We start from the raw sequence: 13,300 nt of genomic DNA, 5'->3' as shown, positions 1-13,300 counted from the left end.
CGACAAGCTCGTGAGCTCTTCAGAGCAATTCTGGTCGAATTTCGGCCCCGGCGCGCGGTTTCCAGCCGAAGGGGCCGGTGCGCTCGAAGAGCCAGTGATATTGCCGCGTCATCTGCTTCGCCCGGTTGTAGCGCCAGCCGGCAAAACCGAAGATCAGCAGCACGATGGTGTCGACGATGTAGTAATGCAGCGTCAGCAGCGTAGCCTGGAACAGCGCGAAATGGATGAAGCGCACGAACAGGCCGAGGATCAGCATGTAGACGACGAGCTGCCAGTTCGGCCGCCAGGTCAGCGCGATGGCGCGCCCCGACATCCAGGCGAGCCAGCCGCCCATGATCACCGTGACCAGCAGGAAGAGCCAGACCGTCGGTTCTTCGTAGAGGATGCCCTGCATCTCTTGCTCCCGGCTTCATTCGGCTTTGGAAGCGGCTGACATCACCACAGCGATGGCATGGGTGGCGTGCAGCCGTCTCTCATCAAAAAGTTGCAGCGGCCGGCGCATCGTCCGGCCGCCGGGGCTCAATGCCGGCCGCCTTCAAGATAGGCGGCGCGCACCTGCGGGTTGGCGAGGAGTTCCTTGCCCGAGCCGCTCATGGTGATGACGCCGTTGACCATGACGTAGCCGCGATGGGCGAGCTTCAGCGCGTGGAAGGCGTTCTGCTCGACGAGGAAGACGGTCAGCCCCTGCGTCTTGTTGAGCTCGCGGATCGCCTCGAAGATCTGCTTCACGATCAGCGGGGCGAGGCCGAGCGAAGGCTCGTCGAGCAGGAGCAGCTTCGGGCGCGCCATCAGCGCGCGCGCGATCGCGACCATCTGCTGCTCGCCGCCCGAGAGCGTGCCGCCGCGCTGCTGCAGCCGCTCCTTGATGCGCGGGAAGAGCACGCAGATCTTCTCGAGATCCTCGTCGAAATGCGCGAAGTTGCGGACGGCGGCGCCCATCTGCAAATTCTCGAACACCGTCATGCGCGGGAAGATGCGCCGTCCCTCGGGGGACTGCGCTATTCCCAGACGCGCGATCTCGTGGCTCGGCATCCTGGTGATGTCGCGGCCCTCATAGGTGATCGAGCCTTCGCGCGCCTGCGGGCTGCCGAAGATCGTCATCATCAGGGTGGATTTGCCGGCACCGTTGGCGCCGATCATGGTAACGATCTCGCCGGCGTTGACGTCGATGTCGACGCCCTTCAGCGCGATGATCTTGCCGTAATAGGTCTTGACGCCGCGGACGGCGAGGAGAGGCTGGGCCACAGTCACGAGATGCCGACCTCCGCTTCCACCACTTCGACCTCTTCGTCGTCGACGCCGAGATAGGCGGCGATGACCTTCGGGTCTGCCTGTACTTCGGCGGGTGTGCCGTCGGCGATCTTGGTGCCGTAGTCGAGCACCACGACGTGGTCGGAGATCTCCATCACCACCGACATGTCGTGCTCGATCAGCAGCAGCGCCGTCCCGAGGTCCTTGCGGATCGAGAGCAGCAGGTTGTTGAGTTCGAGGCTCTCGCGCGGGTTGAGGCCGGCGGCCGGCTCGTCGAGGCAGAGCAGGACGGGATCGGTGCACATGGCGCGCGCGATCTCGAGCCGGCGCTGGTCGCCATAGGGCAGGTCGGCGGCGGGGTCGTCGGCGCGATGGGTGAGGTTGATCTTGTTGAGCCAGAACTTGGCCTTCTCGATCGCCTCGTTCTCGCGGGCCTTGTAGCCGCCGATGCCGAGCACGCCGAGGAAGGTGAAGCCCGAGGCGGCCATCAGCGGGTTGTGCTGGGCGACGAGCAGGTTCTCCAGCACGGTCATGCCGCCGAAGAGGCGGATGTTCTGGAAGGTGCGGGCGACCTTGGCCCTCCAGGAGATGCGGAAGTCCGGCATGCGCTCGAGCAGGTAGCTCGAGCCGTCGTCATGGTTGAGCGAGATCATGCCCTGCGTCGGCTTGTAGAAGCCGGTGATGCAGTTGAAGACGGTGGTCTTGCCGGCGCCGTTGGGGCCGATCAGCGCCGTGATGTCGCCCTTGCGGGCGGCGAAGGAGAGGGCGTTGACGGCGGTGAGGCCGCCGAAGCGCATGGTGACCTGCTCGACCTCGAGCAGGGCCCGTCCGTGGGAAGCGGTGGAGGCCATCAGCCGTGCCCCTCCTGGACGAGATCGGCCGAGATCGCCTTCTTCTCGGCAAGGAAGGCGGTGGGCTCGCGCGTCGAGATCAGGCCCCGCGGCTTCCAGATCATGATCACGACCATGGCGAAGCCGAAGATCAGCATGCGGTACTTCGTCGGGTCGAAGTCGTTGCCGAAGATCTGCTTCATCCATTCGAGCTCGCGCAGCAGCTCGGTGCCGCCGACCATCGCGATCGCCGCGATGGCGCAGCCCCAGAGCGAGCCCATGCCGCCGAGGACGACGATGGCGAGAATGACCGCCGATTCCATGAAGACGAAGGATTCAGGCGAGATGAAGCCTTGCCGGGCCGAGAAGAACGCCCCGGCGAAGCCGCCGAACATTGCGCCGATCGAGAAGGCGGTGAGCTTGGTGTTGGTGGTGTTGATGCCGAGCGAGCGACAGGCGATCTCGTCCTCGCGCAGGGCCTCCCAGGCGCGCCCGACCGGCAGGCGGCGCAGGCGCAGCGTGACGAAGGCGGTCAGCAGGGCGAGACAGAGGATGACGTAGTAGAGGAAGATCGTTCGGTAGAGTGGCGAGAATTCGAGCCCGAACGTCGCTGCGAACCCGTTATCCGCCGCGGTGAAGGGGATGCCGAAGAAGGTCGGGCGCGGAATGCCGGAGATGCCGGCATAGCCGTTCGAGAACTCGGTCCAGTTGACCAGGACGAGGCGGATGATCTCTCCGAAGGCCAGCGTCACGATGGCCAAGTAGTCGCCCCGCAGACGCAGCACCGGGAAGCCGAGCAGCATGCCCCAGAAGGCGGCGAGGATGCCGGCCATCGGCAGCAGGATCCAGAAGGACAGGCCGAAATTCTTGGCGAGCAGCGCGTAGGAATAGGCGCCGACGGCGTAGAAGGCGACATAGCCGAGATCGAGCAGGCCGGCGAGGCCGACGACGATGTTCAGCCCCCAGCCGAGCATGACGTAGATCAGGATCTGGACGCCGAAATTGTCGATCCACTTCAGCGCGCCGCCCCAGCCGGCGAGCCCGACGGCGATCGCCGGGAAGGTGACGAGGAAGCCGAGGCCGAAGAGCGAGAAGGCGCGCGAATGACGCTGGAAGAAGGCGATGGTGCCGTGCGGCAGGATGCGGACGGTGGCCTTGCCTTCCTTGCGTCCCTGCTGGCGCAGCGCCACCAGCAGGCGTCCGACGAAGACGATGCCGACGGCCCAGGCGACAGCCTCCCAGCGCGGATCGAGCACCAGCACGTTGTCCATGTTCTGGCGCGTGCCCCAGGCGACGATCGGGATGCACAGGCCGAGCGTGACGAAGGCGGCGAAGCCGGCCTCCTTGAGGGCCGCTTTGAAATCGCGGCCGGGCGCGGCCGTGGCCGTGCTCTGTTGCTTCGCCATGGCGTCAGACCTTCTCGACTTCGGGACGGCCCAGGATGCCGGAGGGCATGAAGACCAGCACGATGGCCAGGATGGCGAAGGCGGCGACGTCCTTGTAGTCGATGGTGAAATAGGCCGACCACATGACCTCGATCAGCCCGATCAGCAGCCCGCCGATCACGGCGCCGGGCAGCGAGCCGATGCCGCCGAGCACCGCCGCGGTGAAGGCCTTGACGCCCGGCGTGAAGCCGTCGGCGAAGTTCACCACGCCGTAGAGCACGAGGTACATCACGCCAGCGACCGCTGCGAGGGCGGCGCCCATGACGAAGGTGATCGAGATGGTGCGGTCGACGTCGATGCCCAGGAGGGCGGCCATCTTGCGATCCTGCTCGCAGGCGCGCTGGGCGCGGCCGAGCGGCGTCTTCTGGACGATGTACCAGAAGGCGGCGAGCAGCACCGCCGTCGTCACGATGATGACGATCTGCTTGTAGGAGATCTGCACCGAGTAGGTCGCGCTATCGATCAGGGTGATCGACTTGTTGAGCAGCGGCGGGATCGACTTGTTGCGCGGGCCCTGCACGACCTGCACGAAGTTCATCAGGAAGATCGACATGCCGATCGCCGAGATCAGCGGGGCGAGGCGGAAGGAGCCGCGCAGCGGCCGGTAGGCGACGCGTTCGATCGCCCAGTTCCACAGCGAGGTGAAGAACATCGCCAATGCCAGGACGAGGACGAGCGCCAGCATGACCATGCCCGCCCCGGTGCCGACGACCGCGGTGATCAGCATGAAGAAGATCAGCGCGATGAAGGCCGAGAGCATGAAGATGTCGCCGTGGGCGAAGTTCACCATGCCGATGATGCCGAAGACCATCGTGTAGCCGATGGCGATGAGACCGTAGATCGATCCCAGTGTCAGCCCGTTGATGAGCTGCTGCAGAAAGACTTCCATTGACGACGCCGACCCCTCGAACCAGCTCCCGTTCTCGTCATCAGCATGACGCTGACGCATGCGGGATGCGATTTCCATGCAGAGCTACCAATGGCTTGCGCCAGCGACAATCGCTCCGCGCCAAATTTCTGTCAAAAGCAATTACGAACGAAACGCCTCGAAATTGTGCAGAATACTCTGCGCCGTAGCGTGGTTTTGGCGCATGATGATTGCGTGTTGCGCGGCCTGCCGCTGTGCGCCAGAGGCCAGACAAGCTCGCGAGATAGGTTTTCGAGATGCCGGTTGGGCTGCCAGGGACCTTCCCATGCTCGTTCGACAATCGGCGTGGCGGGCGAGCGCCAAGCAGGCTGGCCAGTTCGCGTACGATCGTCAGCTTCCCCGTTCCCGGCCAGCCATGGATGTGAATGATCGGGCCGGGCGTCGTCATGTCAGAACCGCGTGGCGCTGAAGGGAGAGAGGTCGATCGGTGGCTGCCTTCCGGCGACGAGGGCGGCGACGAGATTTGCCGTCACGTGAGATTGTGTCATGCCGTAATGGCCGTGGCCGAAGGCATAGATGACGCGCGGATTCCGGCTCGCCGGGCCGATGACCGGCAGCGAATCGGGAAGGGACGGCCTGAAGCCCATCCAGAGCTTGCCGCTGTCGAAGGGCGGCAGGCCGTCGATCAGACCGGCCGCCTTGTCGTAAAGGCGGCGTGTGCGGGCATGGTTGGGCGGCGCCTTGAGCCCGCCGAACTCGACGGCACCGCCGATGCGGAAGCCTGAGTCGAGCGGCGTCGCCACGAAGCCGTGGCCTTCGAAGCCGACCGGGCGCGACAGCAGGCCGGTGACAGCCGGAAAGCTGACATTGTAGCCGCGCTCGGTGTCGAGCGGGACGGCATCGCCGAGCGCGGCTGCCAATGGCTTCGCCCAGGCGCCGGCCGCGACGACGACGCGATCGACGACGCGCTGCCAGCCATCCGGGCCGATCAGGGCAGGGTGCTCGCCGAGCGAGACGTTGGTGACTTCCGCCTTCTCGAAGACGGCGCCACGTTCCAGCGCCGCCTCGAACAGGGCAAGGGTGAGCTGATGCGGGTCGCTGATATGAGCGGCGTCGGGGTGGAAGGCGGCGCCGACAAAGGCGGGCTTGAGGGCAGGTTCGAGCTGGCGCAGTTCGTCTGCGCCGATCATCTCGACCTTGATCCCGAAGGCGGCCTGTCGTTCCCCGACCTTGCGCGCCGCGGCCAGCGCTCCGGCATCGTCGAAGACGTATAGCCCGCCCTTGCGATGGATGTGGTGGGAGAGTTTCGTGCGTTCAGTGCGGGCGAGCCAGGCCGGCAAGGCGAGCTTCTGCAGCGCGGCGAGCCCGATAATCGAGCGCTCATAGGCCTGCGGCCGCGAGGCCAGCACGAAACGCGCGAGCCAGGGCAGCAGCTTCGGCAGATAGGCCGGGCGGATGCTGAGCGGACCGAGCGGATCGGCGAGGAATCTCGGCACCTGCCGCAGCACCTTGGGGCTGGCGATCGGCAGGATGTCGGTATGGGCGATCCAGCCGGCGTTGCCGCGCGAGGGACCGAAGGCCGGCTCTTCGCGCTCGACGATCAGCACCTCGTGCCCCTCGTCGAGGAGCGCGTGGGCGGCGGCGACGCCGACGATGCCCGCGCCGACGATCGCGACCTTCATGAGCGAGCGAGCTCCTTCAGGGCGGAAGGCTGCTTCACCTCGATCTCGACGAAGGCGATGGGATGATCGGAGCCGTTCATGACATCGTGGCGGATGCCGGCCGGGCGCATATAGGACTGGCCTTGCGCCAACGGGACGTCCGTGACCTCGGTGCCGTTGTGGATGCGCAGCGTGCCGGCGACCAGCATCACCACGAAATAGGGCCAGCCATGCTCATGCCAGCCGGTCACCGCGCCCGGCTCGAAATCCCAACGCGTGATCCTGACGGTTTCGTCGTCCTGCTGGACGGTCGGCATGGCGGGAATCGAGCAGGCGAAGGCCATCCAGAAGTCTCCTCACCAGAGCGTCGGCCGGCGTTCCGCCCGCATCGCCTATCGGATGCCGCCTGAAGGAGCCGGCCTATTTGTCCCAAGGCGGTTTGCCGCCAATGCCCACCGAGCTTGATATATCTCTTTTGATATATCAAGCTCGCGACAACGGTCAAGCTGCCGCGGCGGCGAATGGGGACGTGATGAAGCGAAAGGCGGCTGACGAGGCGAAGCGCGGCGCGGGGCATGGCGCCAAGGCAGGAGAAAGCCTCTCCGATATCGCCTACCGGCGGCTGGAGGAGGCGATCGTGACGCTTTCGCTGCGCCCCGGCGCCGGGCTGACCGAGGCCCAGCTGATCGATCTCGTCGGCCTCGGCCGCACGCCGGTTCGCGAGGCACTGATCCGGCTGGCGCAGCATGGCATGGTCGAGATCCTGCCGCGCAAGGGCGTCCTCGTCGCCGATATCAGCGCCATCGACATCATCGCCGCGCTCGATGCGCGCGAGGTTCTGGAGCGTCTTGTCGTAGGCGAGGCGGCAAAGCGCGCCGGTCCGGACGAACGGATCGCGATCGTGGAGGCGGCGAAGGCCATGCGGCAGGCGGCCCAGAGGGGCGATGCCGCGGGCTATACGCGGCTGGACAAGGAACTCGACACACTGGTCGGCCAGGCGGCGCGGAGCCCCTATGCCACTCGCGCCGTCGAGCCCCTGCAGGCGCTGATCCGGCGCGCCTGGTATCATTTCGAACGACAGGACGACCTCGTGCCTGCCGCGCTGCTCCATGGCGGGCTCGCCCAAGCGATTGCCGGCGCGGATTCCACCGCGGCCATGGCGGCAAGCGACGCCCTGATGGCGCATCTTCGCAAAGGTCTTCTGGCGATGCTCGGTCGATAGGGGCGAGCTTCTTGCCGGTCCTGATATATCTATGGACGAAGCGCCCCCTCATTCCGACGCCGCTGCGTCTGGTGTTCGGGGCCCCGAGCCTCTACATCGTCAGCCTATCCGTCTGATCCGGAACATCGAGCCGACCGAGTCCATGACGAAGACCGTTCACCCCTTGCCGCCTGCTCTGGAGCGTCCGGATGCAACTGCCTTCCGCGATGCGATGGCGCAGGTCGTCAGCGCGGTGCATGTCGTCACCACCCAGGGGCCGGATGGCCGGACGGGGCTGACGGCGACGGCCATCGCTTCGGTGTCGGATTCGCCACCGACGGTGCTCGCCTGCATCGCCCGGACGAGCCGGACGCTGGCCGCTATCGAGGCGAGCGGCGCCTTCTGCATCAACACCTTGCCGGCCGATCTGGTCGAGCTCGCCGAGATTTTCGCGAGCCGGCGCGGCATCGACGGCGAGGCTCGGTTCATGACGGCACGCTGGGATACGCTGGCAACCGGCTCGCCGGTCCTGCTCGACGCGGTTTCCGCCTTCGACTGCCGGCTGGTCTCCACTTACGACATCGCCAGCCACCGCATTCTGATCGGCGAGGTCGTGGGCATCGCCGGGGCCGGGCAGGGTGCCGGCCTGATCTATCGCGACCGGCAGTTCCGGTCGGTTTGATTTCTCGGCAGCGCCCGGACTTCGGCTCGGCACGAACATGCTTTGCGTGGCGCGCCAAGTGGTCGGCAAGGCGCGTCGACTGTGCGCCGGCCTAGGCGAGGCACTGGTGTGTGCCCCGTTAGCAGCTGGCCGGTTCTCCCACCTCTTGTGCAGGCGGGCGCTTTGCGACCATGGATAGGGAACTGGATAGCCTTCGAACCGCGCCGGCCGTGATCGTCCGAGCTGCGGCTGCAGAGCTGGGAGATGCATGATGGCGATGACGATGAGCGGCGAGGCGACGTTGCCCGCGGCGAAAGAGGTGGTCTGGGCCAAGCTGAACGATGCCGAGGTGCTGAAGGCCTGCATCCCCGGCTGCGACCAGCTCAGCAAGGACGATGACACGCATCTCTCGGCGGTGGTGAAGATCAAGCTCGGGCCGGTGAAGGCGACCTTCAAGGGCAAGGTCGAACTGAGCGAGCTCGATCCGCCGAACGGCTACCGTATCGCCGGCGAGGGCGAGGGCGGCATCGCCGGCTTCGCCAAGGGCGGGGCGCGGGTGCATCTGAGCGATGCCGAGGGCGGCCAGACGCTGCTGCGTTACGAGGTTGAGGCACAGGTCGGCGGCAAGTTGATGCAGCTCGGCTCGCGGTTGATCGATTCGGTCTCGAAGAAGCTGGCCGACGAGTTCTTCGCCAATTTCGCCAAGGCGGTCAGCGAGGGCTGACGCCTTCGCCTCACGAAGCCTTGCGTAGCGCGTCCAGCGCCTGGGCGACGGCCGTCTCGGCCGCGCCGACCTGAAGGGCGACATCCGCCGCGGCGGCATTGGCCCGTTCCAGCGCGACCTGCGTCATGTCCAGGCTGTCGTTGACGGCGTTGGCGCTCTCGATCGCGGCATCAGAGCTGTCAGCGACCAGTGAAGCGTCATGCGCGATCATCGCGGTGACCTTGCTCTGTTGGGTGACGGCTTCCGAAATCGCCTCCGAATCCAGCCGGATGGCGTCGACGGTGGCGGCGATCGCTGCCGCATGGGCGCTGCAGGCCTCGGCGCTCGCGGTGAGCTCGGCGATCTGGCCGGCGATGTCCTGCGTTGCGCTCGCGGTCTGCGTCGCCAGCGATTTCACCTCGGAGGCGACGACGGAGAAGCCGCGGCCCGACTCGCCGGCGCGAGCCGCCTCGATCGTGGCGTTGAGGGCGAGGAGATTGGTCTGCGCCGCGATGTCGGCGATCATGCCGACGACCTTGCCGATATTGCCGGTCACCTCTCGCAGGCGGGCGATGGCCTCGTTCATCTGTCCGGCATCGAGGACGGCCTGATGGGTGATCGACAGGCTTTGCCGCGCGCGCTGGCCGATATCGGCGATGTTGGCCGACATCTCCTCCGTCGCTGCGGCGGTCTGGATCGATTTTTCCCGCACGACCACCGAAGCGCTGGCGACCTTGCCGACCGTGTCCTTGATGAAGGCCGTTGTGCGGCCGGTCTCGGCGGCAGTCGAGACGAACTGCTCGACGGCGTCGCTGATCGTGTCGTCGAGGCTGCCGATGCGGCTGCGCAACGTGACGGCCGCCTGGTCGAGTGCGGCCGAACGTCGGCGCGCGTCGTCTTCCTCAAGCTCCTGATTGACGGTCATCGCAGTGTTGACGTCGTAGGTCAGGATGCGCTCGATGAGGAAGAGATCCTCGGCGAATTGCCGGGGCGAGAACAGGGAACGCCGACGGCTTTCCAGGCACAGCTCGCGCACGAGCGAGAATGCGCTCGAGGCGCGTGCCCTGGCGCGGACATTCGCCTGCCGCTCGAGCCGGCAGAGCTGCTCCATCGAGGCGATATAGGCTTCGTCGAGATCGCCCTCGAACAGCAGGCGGAAATGCGCCGCAGAGGCCGGATAGAGCACCTCAGCCACGGGCGCGACGCTCTTGTGCAGGTCGCTGTGGATGGTGAAGGCGCGCTCGAAATCGGCGACGACCAGCTTGTCGATCACGTCGTCGACGATCGGCCGGTAGAGACGGAGGCGCGCTCGCTGCTTCTCGCCATAGCCGATGGCGTGCAGCCTACGCTGAATCTGTTCCATCATCAGGGGCAAGCTGCAACCCTCGTTCGTAACCGGAAAAGCGGGCACGAGCGCCGAAACTGCGCGAATACCCTTAAAAAATCTCCAATGCTCCGAAAGTCCCGCCAAAGTCCGGCACGTTGCGTTCCGGATGGAAAACCGCCGGGATTCGTCTGGAAACGCAGGGCATTCCCAAAGCGCATCCGGCTTGACCCGGAAAAAGTGCGGGTCCACACTCGTTTTTGAGCTATTCCAAGGAAAAGCTGCCCGATGGGGCGAAGCAATCCGAAGGGCTCAGCCCGATCCAGGCCCAGGGGGGGATGGACGGGCATCAGAGACGGGTCACAGGAGATGTGCTCATGACCACTGTTTCGCTGACGGTGAACGGCAAGGCCGTCACCGCCAATGTCGACCCGCGCACCCTTCTGGTGCAGTTCCTGCGAGAGAATCTCCGACTGACCGGCACCCATGTCGGCTGCGACACCAGCCAGTGCGGCGCTTGCCTCGTGCATCTCGACGGCAAGGCGGTGAAATCCTGCACGATGCTCGCCGTCTCCGTGGACGGCGCTTCCGTCATGACGATCGAGGGGCTGGCGCAGGACGGTGCGCTGCATCCGATGCAGGAGGCCTTCCGCGAGCATCACGGCCTGCAGTGCGGCTTCTGCACCCCGGGGATGATCATGTCGGCGATCGACATCGTGAACCGGCGTGGCCACCATCTCGACGAGAAGACGATCCGCGAAGACCTCGACGGCAACATCTGCCGCTGCACGGGCTACCACAACATCGTCAAGGCGATCGCCGCCGGGGCCGAAGCCATGGCCGGTGGATCGCTGAAGGACCGTGAGGCCCCACGCCGCGCAGCCGAGTGAAGCATCTGCCCGCGCCCATGGGCTCGGGTTTCGCGTCTGTCTTTGCGTTCCATGCAGTGAGGCGCCCGCCAGAGGTGCCGTGCGAGGAGGGAACACCATGTCCGTCACCGGAATCGGCGCCGCAGTCCGCCGCAAGGAAGATCATCGTTTCATCACCGGCCAAGGGCGCTACACCGACGACGTCAATCGTCCGGGCCAGGCGCACGCCTATTTCCTGCGCTCGCCCCATGCGCATGCCAAGATCGGGTCGATCGATGCCAAGGCCGCCGCCGGCATGCCAGGCGTGCTCGGCATCTTCACCGGGGCCGATCTCGCCGCCGACAAGATCGGTGGCCTGATCTGCGGCTGGATGATCCACAACAAGGATGGCTCGCCGATGCGCGCCGGGCCGCACCCGGCGCTGGCCCAGGGCAAGGTGCGCTATGTCGGCGACCATGTCGCCGTCGTGGTGGCCGAGACGCTGGCGCAGGCGCGCGACGCCGCCGAGGCGATCACGGTCGACTATCAGGAACTGCCGGCGGTGGTCGATACCGCCACGGCGGCGGGCGCCAAGACCGTCGTCCATGACGAGGCGCCCGACAACACGGTGTTCAACTGGCATCTCGGCGACAAGGACGCGACAGAGAAGGCCTTCAAGGCTGCCAAGCACGTCACCAGGCTCGATCTCGTCAACAACCGGCTGGTGCCGAATGCGATGGAGCCGCGCGCGGCCGTCGGCGACTACGATGCGGGCGACGGCGTCTTCACGCTGTTCACCACCAGCCAGAACCCGCATGTGGCGCGGCTCGTGCTCTCGGCCTTCATCGGCATCGCGCCGGAGAACAAGCTGCGCGTCATCGCGCCGGATGTCGGCGGCGGCTTCGGCTCGAAGATCTTCATCTATGCCGAGGAGACCGTCTGTGTCTGGGCCGCGAAGAAGGTCGGCCGACCGGTGAAGTGGACGGCGGACCGGACGGAGGCCTTCCTGTCCGACGCGCATGGCCGCGACCACGTCACTCATGCGGAACTCGCGACCGACGCGGAGGGCAAGATCCTGGGCCTAAGGGTCAAGACCACCGCCAATCTCGGCGCCTATCTCTCGACCTTCTCCTCCTCGGTGCCGACCTATCTCTACGCGCCGCTGCTGTCGGGCCAGTACGACATCCCGGCGATCTATTGCGAGGTCGACGCCGTCTACACCAACACCGCGCCGGTCGATGCCTATCGCGGCGCCGGGCGCCCCGAGGCGACCTTCGTGGTCGAGCGCCTGATCGAGGTCACCGCGCGCCAGCTCGGCAAGGACCCGGCCAAGTTCCGGATGCAGAACTACATCAGGACGTTCCCGCACCAGACGCCGGTCATCATGATGTACGACGCCGGCAACTACCCGGCCTCGCTGAAGAAGGCGCTGGAGATCATCGACTACAAGGGGATCGGCAAGCGCAAGCGCGACTCAGCCCGCAAGGGCAAGCTGCGCGGCATCGGCTTCTCCTCCTATATCGAGGCCTGCGGCATCGCGCCTTCGGCGGCGGTCGGCTCGCTCGGCGCGGGCGTCGGCCTGTGGGAATCGGCGGAGGTCCGGGTCAATCCGGTTGGCACGGTCGAGGTTCTGACGGGCTCGCACAGCCATGGCCAGGGCCATGAAACGACCTTCGCCCAGCTCGTCTCGGACCGGCTCGGTATACCGATCGACAATGTCTCGATCATCCATGGCGACACTGACAAAGTGCAGATGGGCATGGGCACCTATGGCTCGCGCTCCGGCGCGGTCGGCATGTCGGCGATCTTCAAGGCGCTCGACAAGGTGATCGCCAAGGGCAAGAAGGTCGCAGCCCATGTGCTGGAGGCCGACGAGGCCGATATCGATTTCGCGGACGGGCATTTCTCGGTGAAGGGCACCGACCGCAAGCTCGATTTCGGCTCCTGCGCGCTGCAGGCCTATGTCGCGCACAAGTTCAACGGGCAGGAGCTGGAGCCGGGAATGAAGGAGGGGGCGTTCTACGACCCGACCAATTTCACCTTCCCGGCGGGCGTCCACATCTGCGAGCTTGAGATCGATCCGGATACCGGCGTCACCACCATCGAGCGCTGGGCCGCAGTCGACGATTTCGGCAACGTCATCAACCCGATGATCGTCGAGGGGCAGGTGCATGGCGGCATCGCCCAGGGCATCGGCCAGGCGCTGCTGGAAGGCGCTCGATACAACAGCGACGGCCAGCTCGTGACGGCGAGCTTCATGGACTACTGCATGCCGCGCGCCGACGATCTGCCGTCCTTCGATGTCGGCATGACCGTGACGCCGTGCCCGTCGAACCCGCTCGGCATCAAGGGGTGCGGGGAGGCCGGCGCCATCGCCTCGCCGCCCGCCGTCATCAACGCCATCACCGACGCGCTCGGCCATGAGGACATCGCGATGCCCGCCACGCCGCAGGCGGTGTGGCGCGCGGCGCAGAAGTCGATCAGCCGCCTGGCGGCCGAGTGAGCTGA

General features: G+C 66.1%; 13 protein-coding genes. 5 read left to right on the top strand and 8 right to left on the bottom strand.

The genetic code is table 11. The features are described from left to right. Positions 1-19 precede the first annotated feature (19 nt). From NWE53_RS08770 to NWE53_RS08740, 7 genes are all read right to left on the bottom strand, one after another. The gene (locus NWE53_RS08770) at positions 20-394 is read right to left on the bottom strand and encodes a DUF6867 family protein (protein WP_265053944.1); all 375 of its coding nucleotides are present in this window, start codon (positions 392-394) and stop codon (positions 20-22) included. A 125-nt stretch (positions 395-519) separates the two neighbouring features. Then, positions 520-1,251: an ABC transporter ATP-binding protein gene (locus NWE53_RS08765; RefSeq protein WP_265053943.1), complete on the bottom strand. Its 732-nt coding sequence runs from the start codon at positions 1,249-1,251 to the stop codon at positions 520-522. Further along, positions 1,248-2,102 (bottom strand): ABC transporter ATP-binding protein, encoded by an 855-nt coding sequence (locus NWE53_RS08760; RefSeq protein ID WP_265053942.1) that lies wholly within the window; start codon positions 2,100-2,102, stop codon positions 1,248-1,250. The genes NWE53_RS08765 and NWE53_RS08760 overlap by 4 nt, the downstream gene beginning before the upstream one ends. Then, complete coding sequence (gene livM / locus NWE53_RS08755) at positions 2,102-3,487, bottom strand: high-affinity branched-chain amino acid ABC transporter permease LivM (RefSeq protein ID WP_265053941.1); 1,386 nt, start codon at positions 3,485-3,487, stop codon at positions 2,102-2,104. The genes NWE53_RS08760 and livM overlap by 1 nt, the downstream gene beginning before the upstream one ends. Positions 3,488-3,491: 4 nt before the next feature. Next, positions 3,492-4,415: an ABC transporter permease subunit gene (locus NWE53_RS08750; RefSeq protein WP_265053940.1), complete on the bottom strand. Its 924-nt coding sequence runs from the start codon at positions 4,413-4,415 to the stop codon at positions 3,492-3,494. Between the two features lie 428 nt (positions 4,416-4,843). Next, positions 4,844-6,076, bottom strand: coding sequence for an NAD(P)/FAD-dependent oxidoreductase (locus tag NWE53_RS08745; protein ID WP_265053939.1), 1,233 nt, complete (start codon positions 6,074-6,076; stop codon positions 4,844-4,846). Continuing rightward, positions 6,073-6,399: a cupin domain-containing protein gene (locus NWE53_RS08740; RefSeq protein WP_265053938.1), complete on the bottom strand. Its 327-nt coding sequence runs from the start codon at positions 6,397-6,399 to the stop codon at positions 6,073-6,075. Before NWE53_RS08740 ends, NWE53_RS08745 begins: the two co-directional genes overlap by 4 nt. A gap of 188 nt (positions 6,400-6,587) precedes the next feature. Between NWE53_RS08740 and NWE53_RS08735 the strand changes: the two genes are divergently transcribed. From NWE53_RS08735 to NWE53_RS08725, 3 genes are all read left to right on the top strand, one after another. Then, positions 6,588-7,277 (top strand): GntR family transcriptional regulator, encoded by a 690-nt coding sequence (locus NWE53_RS08735; protein WP_265054848.1) that lies wholly within the window; start codon positions 6,588-6,590, stop codon positions 7,275-7,277. 142 nt (positions 7,278-7,419) lie between these two features. After that, positions 7,420-7,938 carry a flavin reductase family protein gene (locus NWE53_RS08730; RefSeq protein ID WP_265053937.1) on the top strand — a complete coding sequence of 173 codons (519 nt, stop codon included), beginning with the start codon at positions 7,420-7,422 and terminating at the stop codon, positions 7,936-7,938. Positions 7,939-8,188: 250 nt separating this feature from the next. After that, positions 8,189-8,641: a CoxG family protein gene (locus tag NWE53_RS08725; RefSeq protein WP_265053936.1), complete on the top strand. Its 453-nt coding sequence runs from the start codon at positions 8,189-8,191 to the stop codon at positions 8,639-8,641. A 10-nt stretch (positions 8,642-8,651) separates the two neighbouring features. Here the strand turns inward: NWE53_RS08725 and NWE53_RS29840 are convergent, their stop codons facing one another. After that, positions 8,652-9,986, bottom strand: a complete 1,335-nt coding sequence (locus NWE53_RS29840; RefSeq protein WP_320109558.1) for a methyl-accepting chemotaxis protein — start codon at positions 9,984-9,986, stop codon at positions 8,652-8,654. Between the two features lie 335 nt (positions 9,987-10,321). Between NWE53_RS29840 and NWE53_RS08715 the strand changes: the two genes are divergently transcribed. Both NWE53_RS08715 and NWE53_RS08710 read left to right on the top strand, forming a co-directional pair. After that, positions 10,322-10,834, top strand: coding sequence for a (2Fe-2S)-binding protein (locus NWE53_RS08715; RefSeq protein ID WP_265053935.1), 513 nt, complete (start codon positions 10,322-10,324; stop codon positions 10,832-10,834). Between the two features lie 97 nt (positions 10,835-10,931). Further along, a complete protein-coding gene (locus NWE53_RS08710) occupies positions 10,932-13,295 on the top strand; it encodes a xanthine dehydrogenase family protein molybdopterin-binding subunit (RefSeq protein ID WP_265053934.1) in 2,364 nt (787 codons plus the stop codon). Positions 13,296-13,300: the final 5 nt, after the last annotated feature.

It is taken from the genome of Bosea sp. NBC_00550 (genome assembly GCF_026020075.1).
Lineage (GTDB): Bacteria > Pseudomonadota > Alphaproteobacteria > Rhizobiales > Beijerinckiaceae > Allobosea.
The sequence above is the reverse complement of the archived record's forward strand: the minus strand, read 5'-3'. Positions and strand labels throughout refer to the sequence as shown.